The organism is Pseudoflavonifractor phocaeensis (assembly GCF_038439875.1).
In the GTDB taxonomy this organism is placed as follows: domain Bacteria; phylum Bacillota; class Clostridia; order Oscillospirales; family Oscillospiraceae; genus Vermiculatibacterium.
In genome coordinates, this window is the sequence record NZ_JBCDMT010000007.1 from 191,491 (window position 1) to 212,156 (window position 20,666).

Below are 20,666 nucleotides of genomic sequence, written 5' to 3' on the forward strand. Positions count from 1 at the left end.
GCGGGAACGCCCGGAAAGTCAAGGGGCGGGCCGCTCGAAGATAAGCTGGTAGCCCAGCGCTCCGCCCACCCCCATCTTCTCGTTGAAGGGGGTCACCACCTGCTTGAGCCGCCAGCCTTCCGCCGCTTTCGTTTGGATGATCTCCTTGCAGGCCTCGAAGGTGTCGCCGGGCTTCACCTTCAGCCCGCCCTGGGCGGGGACGGCAATAAATTGGTATTCGTAACGTTCCACAGTTATTTCCCCTTTCCGTCCAGGGCGAAGGAAAGGACCCGCCGGCCTTCCCCGTAGCCCATGTCGTAAAGCCGCTGGATGGCGGCCCTGTCCCGTTTCAGCGTGGACATGCCGGAAATATCGGAAGGGGCCACCAAAAGGGCCCTTCCCTCCTTCTCCATCTTCTTCACCGCCGCCACGTCCTGGTTATAGCGGATATAGCGGCGCTTGAGGGCGGCGAAGGTGCCAGGCCAGCGGCGGAGGCTCCGCTCCATGGCTCTGGGGTGGTCCAGGGGCGGGCGGACAAAGTCCGCCGGGCGGGTCAGCAGCACCACCAGCCGGTCACAGCCCATGTCCAGGGCGTGCTGATAGGGCACCGGGTCGGCCACGCCGCCGTCAAAGCCGGGGCGGCCCTTTACGGGATAAGGCTTACAGACGCCGGGGACGGCGCAGGAGGCCTTGATGACATCGAAGTTCCCATCGGCCATCTCCGCTTTGTCGTAATAGACCGGCTCGCCGCTGGCGGCGTCGGTGACCACCGCCTCATACCGGGCCGCGCTGGCGTTGAAGGCCGCCAGATCCACCGGGTCCTCCCCACCGGGGGCTGAGAGAACGGTGTAGGGATAGTCCAGGTCAATGTAAGAGCCCTTGCGGAGAAAATTACCCATGGACATATACTTGGAGCGGAAGGCGTAGTCCAGGTAGAAGCGCAGGTTTCGCCCCCGCTGACCCGCCAGATAGGTGACCATGTTCCCGCTGCCCGCCGAAACGCCCAGGCAGTAGTCGAAGGGCTGGACCCCCTGGTCCATCAGGTAGTCGTAGATCCCCGCGGTGAATGCTCCCCGCATCCCGCCGCCCACATCGATCATACCAAGCAAACCGATACGCTCTCCTTTCTGTTCCTATGAAAAATCCGGTTTTCTGAGAGACCGGGTCCCTCACTCCATGACTTCCAACGCCTGCTCGACCCGCTTTAAGAGCGATGCGGAGATCCCGTCCAGCGCCTCCACCGCCTGGGTAACGGCCGGGTCCTCCCCGGCCGCCCGGGACCGCCCCTCCGAATCCGCCCGCAGCAGATCCCGAAAGAGCGTCAGATCCTCCCGGGTGGAGGCATTTTGGAGCATCCGCTCCATGATGCCCTCCGGCGGCATGGGGGTCAGGCCCATCGCCCCTTCCCCCATCCTCCGGGACAGCAGCGTCAATAAAACGGGAAACTCACTGGGTAAGATCTCCATTTTATCTCTCCCCTTTGAAATTCGAAAAGGGGGCCTCTCGGCCCCCCTCACGATTTTTTGTCACTCTGCAGAGATCATGTAGTAATAGACCGGCTGGCCACCGGCCAGGAGGGTGATCTCCGCCTTGGGGCAGGCGGCGTGGAAGAGCTTCAGCGTCTTCTCCGCGTCCCCCTGCTTCACATCCTCGCCATAGTAGATATTGATGAACTCGGCCTGCTGGTAAGTGTCCTCCTTGGCCAGCTTTTTGAGCATCTTGTCCAGGTTCCGCTCCGTGTCGAAGAGTTGTCCGTTCAGAAGGGTCATATAGTCCCCGTGCTTGATGGCGAAGCCGCCGAAATCGGAGTCCCGGGCGGCGTAGGTCACCTCCGCGGTGGAGACCCCCTCCATGGCGGCGGTCATAGCCTCCTCGTTGGCCTCCACCCCGGCCTCCGGGTCCATCATGAGGAGGGCGGAGATGCCCTGGGGGACCGTCTTGCTGGGCAGGACCACCACCTGTTTCCCCTCGGCCAAGGGGATGCACTGCTGGGCGGCCATGATGATATTCTTGTTGTTGGGCAGGACGAAAACCACCTCGGCGGGGGTGGCGTCGATCTGCCGGAGGATGTCCTCGGTGGCGGGGTTCATGGTCTGCCCGCCGCTGATGACCCCGTCCACGCCCAAGTCGTGGAACACGGCGGCCAGGCCCTCGCCCGCGGCCACGGCCACCACGCCGTACTTCTTCTCCGGCGGGGCGATCCTCCGCTCGGCGGGGTGATGGTCGTCCTCCTCTTCCAGGTCGTCGGTGCTCTGGACGTGCTTCCCGGCGGAGAGGTCCTCGGCCTGGGTGCGCATGTTCTCGATCTTGGCCAGCTCCAGAGTGCCGTACTTCTGGGCCTCCGTGAGGGCCGCGCCGGGGATGTCGGTATGGACGTGGACCTTGAAGGCGTCGTCGCTCTCGCCGATGACCAGGCTGTCGCCGATGCTGTTCAGATACGCCCGGAAGGGCTCAATGCCCTTGTTGCCCGTCCGGCGGACGATGAATACCGTGTCGAAGGTGAAGGTGATCTCCTCGGCGGCGATGGCGGCGTAGTCGGTCTTGGGCTTCTTGGTCTCGGCCGCGGCGGCGCCCTCGGGGAGGGCCTCCCCCCGCATCTCGTCCAGCATCCCCTGGAGGATCACCAGGAAGCCCTTGCCGCCGGAGTCCACCACGCCGGCCTTCTTCAGCACCGGGTTTTGGTTGATGGTGTCGTCCAGAGCCACCAATCCGGCCTGGATGGCGGCGTCCAGCACGTGCTCGGCGCCGGAGTCCTCCCGTGCGGCGGCGGCCGCGGCGGCGGCGGAGAGGCGGGAGACGGTGAGGATGGTGCCCTCGGCGGGCTTCATCACCGCCTTATAGGCGGCGGCCACGCCGAAATCCAGGGCGATGGCCAGATCCCGGCCGTCGATGGTCTCCTTCTCCTTCACGGCCTTGGCAAAGCCCCGGAAGAGGAGGGAGAGGATGACGCCGGAGTTGCCCCGGGCCCCCCGGAGGAGGGCGTTTGCGGTGGCCATGGCGGCGTCTCCCACCCCGGCGTGGGACTTCTTTTTCAACTCCTCGGCGGCGGTGCCGATGGTCATGGACATGTTGGTGCCGGTGTCCCCGTCGGGCACCGGGAAGACGTTGAGCTCATTGATCTGCTGTTTCTGGGCGTTGATGCAGGCCGAGCCGTGGATGACCATTTTGGCAAACAGCGCCCCGTCAATGGTAGTTATCATTGTTTCTGGTACCTTCCTTTCAGCCGATGACCATGGAGTCCACGAATACGTCCACGCTCTTGACCTCCACGCCTGTGGCACGGCTGACGTTATAGCGCACTTCGCTCATGATGGAACGGCTCACCGCCATGAGGTTGACCCCATTGTCCACGATGATGTGCAGCTCCAGGGAGATGGTGGCGTCGTCGTTGTAGATCACCTTCACGCCCTTGGCCATGGACTCCCGGCGCAGAAGATGCACCAGCCCGTCCGTGGTGGAGCGGATGGCCATGCCCTTGACGCCGTAGCAGTTGGTGGCGGCGGCGCCGGTGATATTGGTAAATACGTCGCTGCTGATGGTGATGACACCCTTTTCCGTTTGCAGCTTCATAAGACCCTTCCTTTCCGCAAGCCCGCATTTTTTCATAGTGACTCGATTATATCGTGGTGCTATTGTATTCTATTTTTGCCAAAAATACAAGGGAAAAAGTCGCTTCAAACGATTGTAATTTCTCCAAAAACCGTGTACACTAGACTCAACCATCTCTGAAAAGGAGGCGACGGGAACATGAAAGTTGCCCGCTTCGTACTGAAAATCGTGGGATTCTGCCTGGCCGCGGCGGCTGCCGCCTGCTGCGTCATCGCCTATTGGGACAAAATCACCGAGGGGGTCCACGCCATCGGTGAAAAACTGGGCTGCCGGTGCTGCAGCCGCCCCTCCGAGTACGACGACTACGCCGATTGGGACGAGTAAGGCCCGACAAAAGGGGCCGTCCCGGCACCCGCGCGCGTAAAATAAAGGAAAACCGGCAAAGGCACTTCCCTTTCATTTTGAAACGGGGAGTGCCTTTGCCGCCGGAACGGGCGGAGTAATACAGCCCGACGGGCCGCTTTTCCCCCTTCCCTTTTTGACAGGGGGATGCTATAATAGTAGGGTAATCTAATTTTGAAAACCATATCCTTGTCTCTTTCTTTCCGCTTTGCCAAGCGGCGGCCTTGAAATTCCAAAAGGAACGTGACTTTATGCCCAATTATTACGCCCATTTGATCTTTGGCCGAGCGGTCCTGTCCCAGCTTCCCGCCGTGCTGAGAAGCCAGCTGGAAGCGGAGCGGGCCGCCTTCGACGTGGGGCTCTATGGTCCCGACCCCCTGTTCTTCTACCACCCCATGACCCGCAATCACGCCCGCGCCACGGGAATCGCCATGCACAAGCAACCGGTACGCCCCGCGGCTGAGCGGCTGCGGCGGGCGGTGGAGGACGACCTCCCCTACGCCCGGGGCTATGCCGCCGGATTCCTGTGCCACTTTGCCCTGGACAGCCGATGCCACTACTACGTGGAGGAGCAGGTGGCCCGCTGGGGCCTGTCCCACGCCGGGATGGAGGTGGAGCTGGACCGGGCCCTGATGGTGGCTGACGGGGTGGACCCCCTTCACGAGACCCCCATGCCCAGCGCCGACCTGCCCCCGTCCTTCTATGAGACAGCCGCCGCCGTCTACCCCGGGGTCAAGCCGGTCCAGTTTGAAAAGGGCTTGCAGCTGTTCCGCCGGGTGAGCCGGCTTCAGACCCGGGCGGCGGGGACCAAGGTCCACCGCTTCGCCAACTGGGCGGGAGGCAGATCCCACAAGTTTTCCAAGGTCCGGGGGACGGTGCTCTCCCCCGCCCCCGATCCGGTGTACACCGAGACCACCCGGACCCTCCTGGCCCTGCTGGAGGAGGAGGTCTCTCCCACCGCCCAGGAACTCAGCCGCTTTTTTGCCGCCGTGGCCCGGGGCACCGGACTGGACGGCTGGTACGACCGCCCCTTCGGCGGCCAGTGGAAGACCGACCAGCAGCTGGTGGGTCGGAGAGCGGCCACCCGGTAACGCTTTTAAACGGTTCGGGGCCCATCCCGGCGGCTTACCGCCGGGATGGGCCCCGCTTTTTCTTTCAAGCCTTTCTCTTTCGGGATACTGGGCGTCACACAGGACGGACCAACGCAGCAAGACCCCCTGCCCAGCTCACGCTGGGCAGGGGGTCTTGTTTTTCAAATCTGATCCAGCCATCCGCAGGCCGCCACAGCGGCCACAGAGCCGTCGGCGGCGGCTGTGGTAAGCTGGCGGAGGGTCTTGGTCCGGCAGTCCCCGGCGGCAAACACCCCGGGACAACTGGTGCGGCAGTCCTCCCCCGCCTTCACGTACCCCGCCCCGTCCAGCTCCACCAGAGAGGCGAAGGCCCCGTTGTCCGGCTCCTGTCCCACAGCCACAAACAGGCTGGAGACGGCCAGCTCCTCGGTCTTACCGGTGGCGGTGTCCGTCAGCTCCAGGCCGGTGAGCGCCTCCTCTCCCCGCAGCCCGGTCACCCGGCGGGAGAGGAGAGGGACGATGTTGGCCCGCCCCTCCATGGCCCTGACGTGGCTGGGCTCCGCCCGGAACTGGTCCCGGCGGTGGATGAGATACACCCGCCTGCACAGTCCCGACAGAAACAGGGCGGACTGGAGGGCGGCGTCGCCCCCGCCGGCCACAGCGGTATCCTGCCCGGCGAAGAAGGCCCCGTCGCAGACGGCGCAGTAACTAACCCCCTGGCCGGAGAGTTCCTCCTCCCGGGGCAGGTCCAACTTCCGGTGTTTGGCCCCGGTGGCCAGGATGAGGGTCCGCCCCTCAAACTCCCGCCCGCCGGCGGTGAGGGAAAATCCCCCCTCCGTGCGCTGGGCGGCGGTGACCCGCTCCAGCTCAGCGTCCATCCCCAGGTCCAAAGCCTGCTCCATGAGGCCGTCGGCAAAGGAGATGCCGCTGACGGCCTTGGTCCCCGGCCAGTTTTCCACCAGGGGGGAGGCGGTGATCTGGCCGCCGAAAGCGCTGCCCTCCAGCACCAGGACACTTTTTCCCGCCCTGCGGGCGTACACCGCCGCGGTGAGGCCGGCGGTGCCGCCCCCAACGATCAGCAGATCATACATGGGCGGCGGAACAGCGCTCGGCAAAGCCCTTGATGTTGGAGGCGTTGGCGATCTTCTCCACCTGCCCGTCGGGGGTGGTGACCACCAGCGTGGGGGCCTGCATCACGCCGTAGGACCGGGCCAGGTCGGCCTGCTCCTCGGCGTCCACCTTCTCAAAGCCGATGCCCGCCCGCTCCAGGGTGGACACCGCCAGACGGCAGTTGGGACAGGTCTTGGTGGTGAACAAAAGCACCCTGCCCTCCCCGGCGGGAGCGCTGGTCTGGACCTGCTCCGGGGCGTTCACCGGGCCGGAGTGGGTCAGCTTGGAGGTGCCGATGTCGTAGACCTTCCGCTCCTTGAACTCCTGGAGCTTGCCGTCGTTCCAGTTCTGCACCGGGCGGTAATAGCCGGTGATGCGGCTGTAAACCTCGGTGGTCCGGCCGCAGTGGGGGCAGGAGTACTGCTCCCCGGCCAGATACCCGTGGTCCTTGCACACCGAGTAGGTGGGGGAGAGGGTATAGTAGGGCAGCTTGTAGTTCTCCGCGATCTTCTTCACCAGGGCGGCCGCCGCCTTCCAGTCGGGCAGCTTCTCCCCCAGGAAGGCGTGGAACACAGTGCCCGAGGTATACCGGGTCTGGAGGTCGTCCTGGACATCCAGGGCGGAGAAAATGTCCTGGGTATAGCCCACCGGCAGGTGGGAGGAGTTGGTGTAATAGGGGGTGCCGCCGGGCTCGGCGGCGGTGATGATGTCGGGGTACTTCTCCACGTCGTGCTTGGCGAAGCGGTAGGTGGTGGACTCGGCGGGGGTGGCCTCCAGGTTGTAGAGGTCGCCGTACTCCTCCTGATAGTCGGACAGGCGGCCCCGCATGTGGTCCAGCACCTCCTGGGCGAACTGCTGGGTCTCGGCGTGGGTCAGGTCCTTCCTCAGCCACTTGGCGTTGAGGCCCACTTCGTTCATGCCGATGAGGCCGATGGTGGAGAAGTGGTTGTCAAAGGAGCCCAGGTAGTGCTTGGTGTAGGGGTAGAGCCCCTCGTGGAGGAGCTTGGTGATGACGGTGCGCTTCGTTTTCAGGCTCCGGGCGGCGATATCCATCATCCGGTCCAGTCGCTTGTAGAAGTCCTTTTCGTCGGCGGCCAGGTAGGCGATGCGGGGCAGATTGATGGTGACCACGCCCACGCTGCCGGTGGACTCGCCGGAGCCAAAGAAGCCGCCGGATTTCTTCCGCAGCTCTCTGAGGTCCAGCCGCAGGCGGCAACACATGGAGCGCACGTCGGAGGGCTCCATGTCGGAGTTAATGTAGTTGGAGAAGTAGGGGGTGCCGTACTTGGCGGTCATCTCGAAGAGGAGGCGGTTGTTCTCGGTCTCCGACCAGTCGAAGTCCCGGGTGATGGAGTAGGTGGGGATGGGGTACTGGAAGCCCCGGCCGTTGGCGTCCCCCTCGATCATGGTCTCAATAAAGGCCTTGTTGACCATGTCCATCTCTTTTTTGCAGTCGCCGTAGGTGAAGGGCATCTCTTTGCCCCCCACGATGGCGGGCAGGTTCTTCAGGTCATTGGGCACCGTCCAGTCCAGGGTGATGTTGGAGAAGGGGGCCTGAGTGCCCCACCGGGACGGGGTGTTGACACCGTAAATAAAGGACTCGACGCACTTCTTGACCTCGTAATAGGAGAGGTTGTCCACCTTGACGAAGGGGGCCAGATAGGTGTCGAAGGAGGAGAAGGCCTGGGCTCCCGCCCACTCGTTCTGCATGATGCCCAGGAAGTTGACCATCTGGTTGCACAGGGAGGACAGGTGCTTGGCCGGGGAGGAGGTGATCTTTCCGGGCACGCCGCCCAGACCCTCCTGGATCAGCTGCTTCAGGCTCCAGCCCGCACAGTAGCCGGTGAGCATAGACAGGTCGTGGAGGTGGATGTCCCCCGCCCGGTGGGCGGCGGCAACCTCGTCGTCGTAGATCTCGCTGAGCCAGTAGTTGGCGGTGATGGCCCCGGAGTTGGACAGGATAAGGCCCCCCACCGAATAGGTCACGGTGGAGTTCTCTTTCACCCGCCAGTCGGTGACCTTCACGTAGGAGTCCATGACGGCCTTATAGTCCAGCATGGTGGAGCGCATGTTGCGGATCTTCTCCCGCTGCTTGCGGTAGAGGATATAAGCCTTGGCCACGTCGGCGTACCCCGCCTCGCTGAGGACCTTCTCCACGCTGTCCTGGATATCCTCCACCGCCACTTTGCCGTCCTTGATCTTCCCCTCGAAATCCGAGGTGACCCGGAGGGCCAGCAGATCGATGACGCTGGGGTGATACTCCTTGAGCTGGGCCTCGAAGGCCTTGGTGATGGCGGCCGAGATTTTGGCGATGTCGAAGTCGGCGACCGTGCCGTCCCGCTTGATGACCTGATACATGGTAACGCTCCCCCTGCTTTTACACATTCTCATGTTTTCTAAACTCGAGTTCTTTTATTATATCATCAAGCCCGGTTTCGTCAATATGTGGTTATGCTGAATCTTTTTGCCACAAGATATTGTTATATACCCCTTAGGGCTGTATTTGGGATGAAATTTAGCAGGATTTGGCGAAATCCCCTCATTTCTTCCTCACCAAAGGCGGATAAGCCGCCGCCGATCAAGTCGCCGGAATCCTGGAAGAGCTGGAGGAAATAGGGCTCTTCCCCCGCAAGCCACGCCCCGATGGCACGGAAGCAGCCCTCGTCATGAAAGGGGCGGACCACGGTGGTGCGGAACTCGAAGGGTAAATCCCCCCTCATGAGGAACTCCACGCTCTCCCGGATGGGGGCCAGGTCCAGGCCGGGGACCCCCGCCGTCTCGGCGTAGCGGTCCGGGCAGTTTTTGATGTCCATGGCCACGTAGTCCACAAGCCCCTCCTCCGCCAGGGCCCGGAGGACCTGGGGCCGGCCGCCGTTGGTATCCAGCTTCACGGCGTAACCCAGGGCCTTGACCCGGCGCAGGAAGTCCGGCAGGTCGGGCTGGAGGGTGGGCTCCCCTCCGGTGACGCACACCCCGTCCAGTACCCCCCGCCGTTTTTCCAGCAGGGCAAAAAAGTCCTCCTCCGGAATGGCCTCCGGGGCCTGGCCGGGCAGAACGAGGGAGGCGTTGTGGCAGAAGGGACAGCGGAAATCGCACCCGGCGGTGAACAGGGTGCAGGCCACCTGGCCGGGGTAGTCCAGCAGGGTGAGGTTTTGCAGGCCTTCGATCTTCATGGCAGGGACTTCCTCTCTCTTTCGTCGTCGCTCTGAAATTCGGTCATCACATGCCGGTAGCGCTTGGGCATGTGGGCGGACTGGCACTTGGGGTTGGTTCGGCCCTCAATGGCGATGGTGGCGTAGAACTTCCGCCACAGGGCCCGCCAAGCCCGCTCGGTCTCCCCGGCGGGGCCCATATGGAAATCCTCCACCGGGACGATGCGCCATTGGAAGTTGGCGGAAAAGAAGGCCTCTTTGTGGGTGCGGTCATAGAGGGCCAGCTTTTCCCCGTTGAGGCGGGCGGCAAAGTGGGGGGCCAGCAGGGGCAGGACCCGGTTCTTGGGCTCGATCTCCCCCACCAGCACCCCGTCCAGGTCGGAAAAGCGGACGAAGCCCTTCAAATGGTCCTCCTCGGTGGCCAGCTTTTGAAGGGCCAGGGTCACCTTGGCCATGGTGGGATCGGCCAGGTCGCGCCGCACCCGGTCCCCCTCCCCGTCCAGCCCCCGGCGGATCAGGCCGTAGAGGGCCAGCTCCCGCTCCGGCAGGCAGGTGAGGAAGGCCCGCTCCACCAGGTGGCGGAATTCGGGGGAGATCTTCTCCCCCAGGGCCTTATAGACCCGCCGGGCGTGGGGGCGGTCGGTCTCCACTTCCCGCTCCGGCCAGAGGGTGGCTGTGGGGTCGGACTGGCACAGGAAGGCCGCCGGCGGTTCGTGGTTGGCGTAGGCTTCAAAGACGCAGGTCAGGAAGCCGGGGAAGGTGCCGTCGTAGCGGTAACAGACTTGTATCATTGTAACACCTTTCTGGTTGGGTGGGTAGGGGTGTTTGGTGTTGGATGGCTGCACGTCGGGAGGTGCAGCCTTCTGGGGGACATTTCTTTTCCCGAGGAAAAGAAATGTCCCCCAGACCCCCAAAGAAAAGTCTCGGGTGCTAACTTGCCCGCAGATTCCCTCTTTAGTAAAAGGTCTACTGCCCGTCGATAGGGGTACAAGCACGGGAGCGTCTGTTCGACACGTGGTCCCTCTTGCGCCGCTCGGCCGCTGATGTGTGCTTGACACAGCCTGGTCCTTTGCCTTCCCCTCGGGGGAAGGTGGCAGCCCGAAGGGCTGACGGATGAGGGGAACTGGGGATAACAACAAAGGCCCTGCCAACCTGATAAGTTCCCCTCATCAGTCTCGCTTCGCTCGACAGCTTCCCCCAGGGGAAGCCTAAGGCCCGCCGAACCCCGGACCCGTTACGGAGTAAGGGGACGGGGTTTTTCCACCCCCTTGTGGACAGCTTGGGGAGGTTTCCAAAGGAGGGGAAACTGCAGTTTCCCCTCCTTTGGCCGTTGAGAGAGGGGGTCCAGGGGGAGAGAGAGTCGGAACTCTCTCCCCCTGGTGCTTTTCTGGGGGGTCTGGGGGGAGGTCTTTTCCAGAAAAGACCTCCCCCCATGATTTCCCCACCTTCCAAGGTGGGAGAACCCTCACTCAAACAGCGTCATCTGCTCCCACCCGGCCTGGGGCAGGGCCTCCCGCTCCAGCCCCGCCAGCCGGCGGTACACCCCCTCCGGCGAGCACCGCAGCCCCGGCATCATCCGCCCCCCGCAGGTGAGGAAGTACTGGGCACGCTTCAGCACCACCCCCAGCCGCTTGAGCCCCTCGAAGGTCAGCGGCCCGCACCGCCGGGCGGTGACGATGCGCTGGGCGCTGCGCACCCCAAGCCCCGGCACCCGCAGAAGGGTCTCGTAGTCGGCTTTGTTCACCTCCACCGGAAAATGCTCCATGTGCCGCAGGGCCCAGTCGCATTTGGGGTCCAGGGCGTTGTCGAAATTCTCGTGGCCCTCGTCCAGCAGCTCCTCCGCCTTGAAGTGGTAAAACCGCAGCAGCCAGTCCGCCTGGTAGAGCCGGTGTTCCCGCAGCAGCGGCGGCTTGAAGTCCGCCGGGGCGGGGAGCAGCTTGCTGTCGGACACCGGCATATAGGCGGAGAAAAACACCCGCTTGAGCCGGTATTTCTGATAGAGCCCCTGGGTCAGGGAGAGGATGTGGCGGTCTGTCTCCGGGGTGGCCCCCACAATCATCTGGGTGGCCTGCCCCGCCGGGGCGAAGCGGGGGGCGTGGCGGTAGAGCTTCAACTCCTGCCTGGACTGGGCCGCTCCGTCCCGGATCTGGGCCATGGGGGCCAGGATAGCGGACTTTTTCTTCTCCGGGGCCAGTTTTTGAAGGGAGGCCTCGGAGGGCAGCTCGATGTTCACGCTGAGCCGGTCGGCCAGCAGGCCCAGCTCGTAGGTCAGCCCCGGGTCGGCGCCGGGGATGGCCTTGGCGTGGATGTAGCCGTTGAAATGGTACTCCCTCCGCAGCAGCCGCAGGGCCCCGATCATCCGCTCGGTGGTGAAGTCCGGGTCCTTCAGCACCGCCGAGGAGAGGAAAAGCCCCTCGATATAGTTGCGCCGGTAGAACTGGATGGTGAGCTCCGCCAGCTCCCGGGGGGTGAAGGCCGCCCGGGGCACGTCGTTGGAGCGGCGGTTGACACAGTAGGCGCAGTCGTAGCAGCAGTGGTTGGTCATCAGCACCTTCAGCAGGGACACGCACCGCCCGTCGGCGGAAAAGGTGTGACAGCAGCCGGAGTTGGTGGCGTTTCCGATACCCCCCCGCACACCCCCCCGGACCACCCCGCTGGAGGTGCAGGCGGCGTCATATTTGGCGGCGTCAGCCAGGATGGTCAGCTTGTCCATCATTTCCATGCCGGGTTCCCCTCTCGAACGTTTGTACTTTTATTATAGTACGTGCGTTCGATATGTCAAGAGGAGAAAACTGGAGGGCCGGATATTTTACAAAAAGGCCTTTTTCAGATCCGCCGCAGCACCGGGCGCCTCCTCCGCCGGAAGTCCGGCGAAGCCCAGCACCAGGGTGCCGGGACGGGGGATTGCCCGCAGGCAGTACTCGCTCAGGCCCCGGACCCGGTAGCCCGCCGCCCCGGCCAGGGCCGCCAGCTCCCGGTCCTCCCGGCCCGGCAGGGTGAAGAGGAGGTGGAGCCCCGCGTCCGCCCCCCGAACCTCCCCCCAGGGCTCCAGCTGGGCCACCAGGGCGTCCCGCCGGTGGCGGTAGAGGTTGCCCACCCGCCGCAGGTGGCGGCTGTAACTGCCCGCGGCCAGGAAACGGCGCAGAGCCTCCTGCTCGAAGCGGGAGACGGTGGCGGCGGCGTGGCCGAACTTGGCCCGGTACCGCTCCAGCAGGGCGGGGGGCAGGATGAGGTAGGCCACCCGGATGGAGGGGGCCAGGGTCCGGGAAAAGGTGCCCACGTAGATCACCTTCCGTCCCTCGTCCAATCCCTGCATGGCGGGGATTGGACGGGAGGCATAGCGGAACTCGGAATCGTAGTCGTCCTCGATCAGGTAGCGGCCGGGGCGCTCATAGGCCCAGCGCAGAAGGTCGGAGCGGCGGCCCACCGGGGTGGTCACCCCCAGGGGGAACTGGTGGGAGGGGGTGACGTAGGCCACGTCGGCCCCGGACGCCCGGAGGGCCGCCGGGTCCATGCCGTGCCCGTCCACCGGCACGGGGACGTAGGGCCGCCGGAGGTTGGACAGCAGCCGTTGGAGGAAGGCGTAGCCCGGGTCCTCCAGGCCGAACACGGCGTCGGGCAGCAGTTGGATGAGGACCCACATGAGGGCCTCCAGCCCCGCCCCCAGCACCACCTGCTCCGGGGCGCAGTTCACCCCCCGGTACTGGTGGAGGAAGCCCGCCAGGGTGGCCCGGAGGGCCCAGTCCCCCTGGCCGTCCCCCCGCTGGAGCAGCTCCGGGTTCTCGTAGACCGCCTCCTTGGAGAGCCTCGCCCAGGTGGCGTAGGGGAACACGGAGGTGTCCACCGCCGAGGTGGAAAAGCAGTCGTTCAGCGTCTCCCGCCGCTCCTGAGCTGGAGGGGCCGGGGGCGGCTCGGTGGGGATCATGGTGAGGGCGGGGGTCACCCGGTAGCCGCTGCGGGGGGCGGCTTCCAGATAGCCCTCCGCCGTCAGCAGGCCGTAGGACCGCTCCACGGTGGTGAGGCTCACCCCCAGATGCTCCGCCAGCCGCCGCTTGGAGGGCAGCTTCTCCCCCTCGGCCAGGGCGCCGGAGCGGATCTGGGAGACGATGTAGCGGTAGAGCTGCTCATAGAGCGGGGCATCCTCGTGGAAACTGGGGGTCAGTTCTGTCATGTCCACCCCTCCATCTGGCCCTTTAAAAAAGTTGGAAACTGGATATTTCCAAAGGGCCAGTTTTTGTTATTATAGTACCAGAATCCAACCTGACCGTCAAGGAGGTCCTTCCAATGAGAGAAAATGAAAAGCTCCACCAGCTGGTCATGGCGGCCATCTTCGCCGCCGCCATCGCCGTCACCACCGCCTACATCCTCCACATCCCCCTGCCCACGGGGGGCTACGTCCACCTGGGGGACGCCCTCATCTATCTGGCCGCCTGCCTGCTGCCAGCCCCTTGGGCCATGGCCGCCGGGGCCGTTGGGGCTGGGCTGGCCGACCTGCTGACCGCCCCTATGTGGGTCCTGCCCACCCTCATCGTCAAGGCCCTGGTATGCCTGCCCTTCACCAGCAAAAGCCAGCGGGTCCTCTGCGGCCGGAACATCGCGGCCATCTTTATCTCCGGGCTCCTCTCCCCCGCCCTCTACGGCGTGGCCAACGTGATCTTCACCGGCACCGCCGCCGCCTTCCTCCCTCAGTTCCTGGGCACCCTGGTCCAGGCAGTGGGCAGCGGCCTGGTCTTTGCCGTCCTGGCCTACGGCGTGGACCGGGTGGGCCTCAAAAAGCGGATGCTGGCGGTGTGAGCGCAGGGTTGCCGCCCTGCGGGGCCCAAACCCATTTCTTTTGTCTTGCCAAAAGAAACGGTTTTGGATGCCAAAGAAAAGCGCCGAACTAAATTTATGGGTGGTGGCGTTTATACGACCAGCGCTCACGTCTGTCAACTCGTACTCCTCTTAGCGCCGCTGCCGCTGGCTCCTGCTGTACGGACAGCGTTTGCAACTCATAGGCGCGCCTGAGTAGGAGCAAATTAGGCTTCCCCTGGGGGAAGCTGTCTGCGAAGCAGACTGATGAGGGGAACTTATCTTTCTAGTAGAGCCTTTCGTATTTTCCACAGTTCCCCTCATCCGTCAGCCCTTCGGGCTGCCACCTTCCCCCGAAGGGAAGGCTAAGGGGGCGGGGGCGGGTAGCTGATAGCCACCCGCCGCCACCCGACAAACAAACGGCATGAAAAAAGGAGTCCCCTCTCGCCAATGAGCTGTCCGGCTTTGCCGGACTGAGAGGGCCCTCCCTTGCATTTTCCGCCGGAACGGGGTATCATGTCCTTACTTGAAGCCGAGGTGATGCCCATGGAGCTGTTCGATACCCACGCCCACTACTACGACGACGCCTTCGATGCCGACCGGGACGCGGTGCTCTCCGCTCTCCCCGCAAAGGGGGTGCGGCGGGTGGTCTGCCCCGGCTGCGACCTGGAAAGCTCCCGCCAAAGTTTGGCCCTGGCGGAGCAATATCCCTTCCTCTATTTTGCCGCCGGGCTCCACCCGGAAAACCTGGAGGGGGCCTCCCTGGCCGATTTGGACGAGGTGCGCGGGCTGGCCGCCCACCCCAAGTGCGTGGCCGTGGGCGAGATCGGCCTCGACTACTACTGGGTGAAAACCCCGGAGGCCCGGGCCAACTCCCGGGACTTCTTCGACGCCCAGCTCTCCCTGGCCGAGGAGCTGAACCTGCCCGCCATCGTCCATGACCGGGACGCCCACAAGGACACGGTGGACCTGGTCCGCGCCCACCCGGGGGCCCGGGGCGTGTTCCACTGCTGCGCCCTCTCCGCCGAGGACGCCAAGGCGGTGGTGAAGCTGGGCTGGCACGTCTCCTTTACCGGCAGCGTCACCTTTAAAAACGCCCGCCGGGCCCTGGAGGTCATCGCCGCCGTCCCCCTGGAGCGTATCATGCTGGAGACCGATTCCCCCTACATGGCCCCCGAGCCCTTCCGGGGCCGGCGGTGCGATTCGAGTTATGTCTACCGGGTGGCCGAGACGGTGGCCCAGGTGAAGGGACTGACCCCGGAAGCTGTGGCGGAGGCCACATATCAAAACGGACTGCGATTTTTTGGATTGGAGGACACTCCCCTATGATGACCATTTCCTACGAGTACGAGGGTTCACTTTATGTAAACCTCACCAACAAGTGCGACTGCGCCTGTGTCTTCTGCCTGCGCCACAACGGCCACAAGGGCAGCATCTACGCCGACGATTTGTGGCTGGAGCACGAGCCCAGCCGGGAAGAGGCCCTGGAAGACCTCTTGAAGCGGGACATGAGCCAGTATAAAAACCTGGTGTTCTGCGGCTTTGGCGAGCCCATGTTCCGCTGGGACGACGACGCCTGGCTCATCGACACCCTGAAGGAGCGGGGCGTGAAGCTGCCCCCGGTGCGCTTCAACACCAACGGCCACGCCAACCGCATCCTGGGACGGGACATCACCCCCGAGCTCCAGGGCCGGGTGGATATCATTTCCATCTCCCTCAACGGTGCCGACGAGGCGGAGTACACCGCCGTGACCCAGCCCTCCACCGGGGCGCTGGGGTGGGCGGACATGCTGGACTTCACCCGGAAGTCGGCCCAGTACGTCCCCTCGGTGGTGATGACCATCGTGGACAAGGACAAGACCCCGGAGGACATCGACCGGGCCCGTGCCTTGGCGGAGAGCCTGGGGGCCACCCTGCGGGTGCGGGAGTATATCCCTGACTGACCATCAGACCATCGGACCGGACCGGCGGGATTCCGCCGGTCCGGTCTTTTTTCCGGCGGGAATCTTCCCTTCCGCCGATTGCATTTTCTCCGTTTCGTGATATAGTTGGTATATTCAAAAAACAGCAAAGCGAGGGAAACACTTCTATGACCAAGATCGACATCATCTCCGGCTTCCTGGGAGCCGGAAAGACCACGCTCATCAAAAAGCTACTGGCCGAGGCCTTCTCCGGCGAAAAGCTGGTGCTCATCGAAAACGAGTTCGGCGAGGTCAGCGTGGACGGGGGCTTTCTGAAGGAGGCCGGGGTCCAGATTTCCGAGATGTCCTCCGGCTGCATCTGCTGCTCCCTGGTGGGGGATTTCAGCAAGGCCCTGAAGGACGTGGAGGCCCAGTTCCACCCCGACCGCATCCTCATCGAGCCCTCCGGGGTGGGCAAGCTCTCCGACGTGATCGCCGCGGTGCGGGACACCGCCGCCGGGGACCCGGAGATGAAGCTCAACAGCTTCGTCACCGTGGCCGACGCCTCCAAGGTAAAAGTCTACATGAAAAACTTCGGGGAGTTCTACAACGACCAGGTGGAGACCGCCGGGACCATCATCCTCTCCCGGACCCAAAAGCTCCCCCAGGAAAAGCTGGAGGCCGCCGTGGCCCTTCTGCGGGAGAAGAACCCCGGCGCCGCCATCCTCACCACCCCCTGGGAGGAGCTGGACGGAACGGCCATCCTCACCGCCGTGGAGGGGACTTCCCTGGCCGACCAGCTGTTGGAGACGCTGGAGCATGAGCCGGAACACCATCACCACCACGCGCATGACCACGAGGGCCACGAGCATCATCACCACCATGACCACGAGGACGGCCACGGCCCGGAGTGTACCTGCGGCTGTCATGACCACGACCACGAGCACCACCATCACCACCACGCCGACGAGGTGTTCTCCAGCTGGGGCCGGGAGACCCCCAAGCGCTTCTCCCGGGAGGAGCTGGAGGCCATCCTCACCGCCCTGGATGAGGGCGGCTGCGGCAAGATCCTCCGGGCCAAGGGCATCGTCCCCGGCCAGGAGGGCTGGCTGGAGTTCGACTATGTCCCCCAGGAGCACGACCTGCGCCCCGGAAAGCCGGACTACACCGGCAGGCTTTGCGTCATCGGCGCCGAGCTTCGGGAGGACAAGCTGGCCGAGCTCTTCGGCCTGTAAGCGGAAAGGGGTCAAGCGTGGAAATTCCTGTCTATCTGATCACCGGCTTTCTGGACGCCGGAAAGACCTCCTTCATCAACGGCGCCCTGGAGGACGGCTTCGCCCGCTCCGAGCGGACCCTCCTCCTGCGCTGTGAGGAGGGGGAGGAGGAATACGAGCACGGGGCCCTGGACAACGTCACCGTGGTGGACGTTGGGGCGGAGGCGGATCTGAACCGGGCCTTTCTGGAACAGTGCCAGAGCAAGTACCGCCCCCAGCAGGTGATGATCGAGTACAACGGCATGTGGAGCCTGGAGCGGCTCTACCGGGAGGTCCTGCCGGAAAACTGGATCCTCTATCAGATCATGACCCTGGTGGAGGCCGCCACCTTCGAGGTCTATGTAAAGAACATGGGACAGCTGATGATGGAGAAGATCACCAACGCCGACCTTCTCATCTTCAACCGCTGCACCCCCCAGCTCCGGGAGGCCCTCCGGGCCCGGAACCTGCGGATGGTGAACCGCCAGGCCAGCATTTATCTGGAAAACGAGGACGGCACCAGCGAGGACTATCTCACCGGAGACGAGTGCCCCTTCGACCTGAGCCAGGACCCGGTGGAGATCCCCGACGACGACTTCGGATTCTTTTACGTGGATGTGATGGACCACCCCGAGCGCTACGCGGGCAAGACCATCCACGCCAAGCTGGTGATGGCCCGCTCCCAGCGCTACGGCGGCGTCCCCTGCCCCGGCCGCTTCGCCATGGTCTGCTGCGCCGACGACGTGACCTTCCTGGGCCTCCTGGCCAGGGGGGAGGCCCTTCTGGCCCCCTTCCACGACCGGGACTGGATGGAGGTCACCGCCCGCATGGGGGTGGAGGAACACCCCGCATACCAGGGGAAGGGGCCCGTTATGGAGCTCCTCACCGTCCGGCCCTGTTCTCCGGCCCGGCAAGAGGTCGTCTCCTTTTAACAAAATAAATAAGCGCGCGCCGCGGAATGGTTCCCCCATTCCGCGGCGCGCGCTTTTTCCTGTTCCAGGGCTCTATTTTTCTTTCTCCACATCTACAATACGGATATACCGCCGCAGAGAATACTCCCCGTCATGCCCCTCTCCGGGGAAGGAGGCGGACATATCCCCCGCCCGGGTGATCCGGGTCACCCCCGCCCGGGCCAGGAGGGCCGTAAGGGCCTCCCGCTCCGCCGGGGCACAGATGAGCCCCGCCGTCTGGAGCCGCCCCTTCTGCCGCCGGAGGGTGGGAAGCAGCTCCGCCCGGGGCAGGGCCTTCACCAGCACGTTCCCCTCCATGGGGGACAGCTCCAGCTCCCGGTCGGGCCGGGCGGTGACCGAGCAGCCCCGGCCGGGGAAGTGGGCCTCCCCCGCCGCGCGGCCCTCCACGATGCGCTCCAGGAGGGCGGTGCGGCCGCTCAGGGTGGCCTGGGCCCCCGCCCCGGGGCCGGTGCGGGCGGACGCCGCCCGCTCCAGCCAGGGCAAAAATTCTGTACAGAACCGGCAAACTTCCCCGAGGTCCTCCGTATCCAGGAAAATCACCTGGCAGGAGGAGCAAAGCCGCTGGCCTGTGGCGACGATGTGCTCCGCCAGCCCCGCCAGCTCCCGGTCCTTGTCGGCATAGCCGGAGACATAGGCGAAGCTGAGGCGGTGGCCCCACTCGATGAGCTTGGCCCCGGGCGGGGCCAGCTCCCGCAGGGCGGAGACCGCCCCCTCCCCGCCCCAGGTCACCACCCCGTCGGCCAGGGCCGCCAGGGCTTTCAAATCCTCGGTCTCGCTGGAGGGCAGGTCGAAGGCGTAGAGGAAGTCCGCCAGCTCCGGGGCCTCCTCCGCCAGGAGGGAGAGGGCCGCCAGGGAGGCCCCCTTGTCGGCCCGGGGCAGCTTCAGCAGGTTCACGTTGCCGGTGAGGAGGCCCTCCACCACGCTGTAAAGCCCCAGGCCCAGCTGGTTGCCGGGGGCCACGTGGAGGAGGGTCCCCAGGGGCAGAATATGGGCGGTGGTCCGGGCAAATTCCCTGGGGCGGAGGAAGTCCGGCCCCAGCTCGGCGTCCAGCTTTTCCTCCAAGGTCTCCCGGCAGAGGAGGGCCTTCACCTCCGCCAGCTCCCCCGCGGGGAGGACCTGGGCGGCCAAGGCGTCCAGCTCCCCGGAGCGCAGGCGGCGGCCCAGGGCGTCCACGGCGGAGAGCACCGTTTCCGGCAGAAGGGTCCTGGACATGCGGGTGGCGTTGATCTCCGTTTCCAGCCCCGCCAGGACCTTGGCCCGGTCGCTGTCCGGGAGAAGCTTTCCCTTGGCGAATATCATCCCATCTCCCCCTTTCCCAGCAGCTCCGAGGCCCCGGCGGCGCAGGTCTGGATGTCGGCCATGCCCACCCGGCCCAGGATGGTCAGGTAGGGCGAGGCGATGCCGCAGCCGCAGTCCTCCCCCGGGGTGAGATAGCCCAGGTCGTCGGTCATGACGCTGAGGGTGGGGGTGGCGGTCATCAGCGGGGAGATGAGGTTCACAAGTCCCACCCGCCCCATGGGGAGAGGCTCCAGGGTGTCCGGGTCCCGGATGAGGACCCGGCCGTAGATGGGGATATGGAAGTGGTGGCGCTGGCAGGCGTTATAGAAAATGGGGTGCTCCACCGCCCCGAAGAGCTCGTTGATGTTCTCCTCCGGGATGCCCAGCACCCGACGGGCCAGGGCGTAGAGCACCGGCTTTTCCACCTGCTGGGCGTAGTGCTGTTTCCAGCCCCCCGCCAGGATGATGCGGGAGCCGGGGCGCAGCTTGACGGAGAGGCCCAGCTCCTCCATCCGCTTCAGGCCGAACCAGAGGTAGGAGGGGAAGCCGATGATGCGGGTGGGGAGGGGCGAGGCGGCATACCGGGCCAGGGCGGCGGCCACGCCGTCCAGGTCGGGGACGTAGCCCCCGTCCGTCATCTTGAGGGCGTAGGTCCGCCGCAGGGGCGGGGCGAACCAGGTCAGACCGTACATGGTGCGGGTGACGCCGGTGTGGTTGGACTTGTCCGGCTGGTAGCCCAGCACCACGTAGTTGGCGGGCTTTGGGGACACCAGGTGGTGCCGTCCGCCCAGCCCCAGGACCATGGGGACCTCGGCCAGGATGCAGCCCCAGTCGAAGCCGATCTGGCTGAACCGCCCGCTGGTGCCCGAGGAGGTGACACGCATGGCCATGCGCCATTGCGGCATGGAGAAGAGGGCCTTGCGCTTGAAAAAGAGGGTGGGCAGGACGGGAATTTTTTCCAGGTCGTCCATGCTCCGCAGCTCATCCGGGCAGAAGCCCAGGTGGGCGCAGATGGCTGCGTAGCCGGGGCAGTGGCGGATGTGATAGGCGCAGTTGTCCGCCGCCGCCCGGAGAAAGAGGGCGTCGGTCCCGGCCAAATCGTAGGGGTCCCGGTGCCAGAAAAGGGCCTGTCTGCTGGGCATCATACCGCCTCCTTTTCTTCTATCATAGCCCGAAACCGGAAAAGCCGCAAGCTTTGCCGTCATGGGAC

20 protein-coding genes are annotated in these 20,666 nt (G+C 64.7%); 7 read left to right on the forward strand and 13 right to left on the reverse strand.

Annotation, left to right across the window (positions count from 1 at the left end):
* Positions 1 to 18: 18 nt before the first annotated feature.
* The 5 genes from AAEU42_RS14085 to AAEU42_RS14105 all read right to left on the reverse strand — a co-directional run bounded on the left by AAEU42_RS14085 (position 19) and on the right by AAEU42_RS14105 (position 3,549).
* On the reverse strand, positions 19 to 231 hold the full coding sequence (locus AAEU42_RS14085) for a DUF4177 domain-containing protein (protein WP_342234205.1): 213 nt from the start codon (positions 229 to 231) through the stop codon (positions 19 to 21).
* 2 nt (positions 232 to 233) lie between these two features.
* Complete coding sequence (locus AAEU42_RS14090) at positions 234 to 1,079, reverse strand: patatin-like phospholipase family protein (protein WP_342234206.1); 846 nt, start codon at positions 1,077 to 1,079, stop codon at positions 234 to 236.
* 69 nt (positions 1,080 to 1,148) lie between these two features.
* Positions 1,149 to 1,445, reverse strand: a complete 297-nt coding sequence (locus AAEU42_RS14095) for a hypothetical protein (RefSeq protein ID WP_342234207.1) — start codon at positions 1,443 to 1,445, stop codon at positions 1,149 to 1,151.
* Positions 1,446 to 1,505: 60 nt separating this feature from the next.
* Positions 1,506 to 3,179, reverse strand: coding sequence for a DAK2 domain-containing protein (locus AAEU42_RS14100; protein WP_342234208.1), 1,674 nt, complete (start codon positions 3,177 to 3,179; stop codon positions 1,506 to 1,508).
* A gap of 19 nt (positions 3,180 to 3,198) precedes the next feature.
* The gene (locus tag AAEU42_RS14105) at positions 3,199 to 3,549 is read right to left on the reverse strand and encodes an Asp23/Gls24 family envelope stress response protein (protein ID WP_342234209.1); all 351 of its coding nucleotides are present in this window, start codon (positions 3,547 to 3,549) and stop codon (positions 3,199 to 3,201) included.
* A 177-nt stretch (positions 3,550 to 3,726) separates the two neighbouring features.
* Between AAEU42_RS14105 and AAEU42_RS14110 the strand changes: the two genes are divergently transcribed.
* Positions 3,727 to 3,912 carry a hypothetical protein gene (locus tag AAEU42_RS14110; protein WP_342234210.1) on the forward strand — a complete coding sequence of 62 codons (186 nt, stop codon included), beginning with the start codon at positions 3,727 to 3,729 and terminating at the stop codon, positions 3,910 to 3,912.
* 269 nt (positions 3,913 to 4,181) lie between these two features.
* Entirely contained in the window at positions 4,182 to 5,021 is an 840-nt protein-coding gene (locus AAEU42_RS14115; RefSeq protein ID WP_342234211.1) for a zinc dependent phospholipase C family protein, read from the forward strand.
* Positions 5,022 to 5,182: 161 nt separating this feature from the next.
* Here the strand turns inward: AAEU42_RS14115 and AAEU42_RS14120 are convergent, their stop codons facing one another.
* From AAEU42_RS14120 to pdxR, 6 genes are all read right to left on the reverse strand, one after another.
* Positions 5,183 to 6,091, reverse strand: a complete 909-nt coding sequence (locus AAEU42_RS14120; RefSeq protein ID WP_342234212.1) for an NAD(P)/FAD-dependent oxidoreductase — start codon at positions 6,089 to 6,091, stop codon at positions 5,183 to 5,185.
* Positions 6,084 to 8,468 carry a ribonucleoside triphosphate reductase gene (locus AAEU42_RS14125; protein ID WP_342234213.1) on the reverse strand — a complete coding sequence of 795 codons (2,385 nt, stop codon included), beginning with the start codon at positions 8,466 to 8,468 and terminating at the stop codon, positions 6,084 to 6,086. The genes AAEU42_RS14120 and AAEU42_RS14125 overlap by 8 nt, the downstream gene beginning before the upstream one ends.
* 122 nt (positions 8,469 to 8,590) lie before the next feature.
* A complete protein-coding gene (locus AAEU42_RS14130) occupies positions 8,591 to 9,283 on the reverse strand; it encodes an anaerobic ribonucleoside-triphosphate reductase activating protein (RefSeq protein WP_342234214.1) in 693 nt (230 codons plus the stop codon).
* Complete coding sequence (locus AAEU42_RS14135) at positions 9,280 to 10,053, reverse strand: TIGR03915 family putative DNA repair protein (RefSeq protein ID WP_342234215.1); 774 nt, start codon at positions 10,051 to 10,053, stop codon at positions 9,280 to 9,282. The genes AAEU42_RS14130 and AAEU42_RS14135 overlap by 4 nt, the downstream gene beginning before the upstream one ends.
* Before the next feature lie 674 nt (positions 10,054 to 10,727).
* The gene (locus tag AAEU42_RS14140; RefSeq protein WP_342234216.1) at positions 10,728 to 11,984 is read right to left on the reverse strand and encodes a putative DNA modification/repair radical SAM protein; all 1,257 of its coding nucleotides are present in this window, start codon (positions 11,982 to 11,984) and stop codon (positions 10,728 to 10,730) included.
* Positions 11,985 to 12,071: 87 nt separating this feature from the next.
* A complete protein-coding gene (pdxR, locus tag AAEU42_RS14145) occupies positions 12,072 to 13,433 on the reverse strand; it encodes a MocR-like pyridoxine biosynthesis transcription factor PdxR (RefSeq protein ID WP_342234217.1) in 1,362 nt (453 codons plus the stop codon).
* 113 nt (positions 13,434 to 13,546) lie between these two features.
* Between pdxR and AAEU42_RS14150 the strand changes: the two genes are divergently transcribed.
* The 5 genes from AAEU42_RS14150 to AAEU42_RS14170 all read left to right on the forward strand — a co-directional run bounded on the left by AAEU42_RS14150 (position 13,547) and on the right by AAEU42_RS14170 (position 18,139).
* Positions 13,547 to 14,056, forward strand: coding sequence for a TIGR04002 family protein (locus AAEU42_RS14150; protein WP_342234218.1), 510 nt, complete (start codon positions 13,547 to 13,549; stop codon positions 14,054 to 14,056).
* A gap of 513 nt (positions 14,057 to 14,569) precedes the next feature.
* Positions 14,570 to 15,382, forward strand: coding sequence for a TatD family hydrolase (locus AAEU42_RS14155; RefSeq protein WP_342234219.1), 813 nt, complete (start codon positions 14,570 to 14,572; stop codon positions 15,380 to 15,382).
* Positions 15,379 to 15,996 (forward strand): TatD family nuclease-associated radical SAM protein, encoded by a 618-nt coding sequence (locus AAEU42_RS14160; protein ID WP_342234220.1) that lies wholly within the window; start codon positions 15,379 to 15,381, stop codon positions 15,994 to 15,996. The genes AAEU42_RS14155 and AAEU42_RS14160 overlap by 4 nt, the downstream gene beginning before the upstream one ends.
* Positions 15,997 to 16,142: 146 nt before the next feature.
* Positions 16,143 to 17,189: a CobW family GTP-binding protein gene (locus AAEU42_RS14165; protein WP_342234221.1), complete on the forward strand. Its 1,047-nt coding sequence runs from the start codon at positions 16,143 to 16,145 to the stop codon at positions 17,187 to 17,189.
* A 17-nt stretch (positions 17,190 to 17,206) separates the two neighbouring features.
* Positions 17,207 to 18,139 (forward strand): TIGR03943 family putative permease subunit, encoded by a 933-nt coding sequence (locus AAEU42_RS14170; RefSeq protein ID WP_342234222.1) that lies wholly within the window; start codon positions 17,207 to 17,209, stop codon positions 18,137 to 18,139.
* A gap of 72 nt (positions 18,140 to 18,211) precedes the next feature.
* On the opposite strand, the gene AAEU42_RS14175 is transcribed toward AAEU42_RS14170, so the two are convergent.
* Together AAEU42_RS14175 and AAEU42_RS14180 are read right to left on the reverse strand one after the other, a co-directional pair.
* Complete coding sequence (locus AAEU42_RS14175; RefSeq protein WP_342234223.1) at positions 18,212 to 19,477, reverse strand: acyl-CoA reductase; 1,266 nt, start codon at positions 19,475 to 19,477, stop codon at positions 18,212 to 18,214.
* Positions 19,474 to 20,598 (reverse strand): LuxE/PaaK family acyltransferase, encoded by a 1,125-nt coding sequence (locus AAEU42_RS14180; protein WP_342234224.1) that lies wholly within the window; start codon positions 20,596 to 20,598, stop codon positions 19,474 to 19,476. Before AAEU42_RS14180 ends, AAEU42_RS14175 begins: the two co-directional genes overlap by 4 nt.
* Positions 20,599 to 20,666 lie beyond the last annotated feature (68 nt).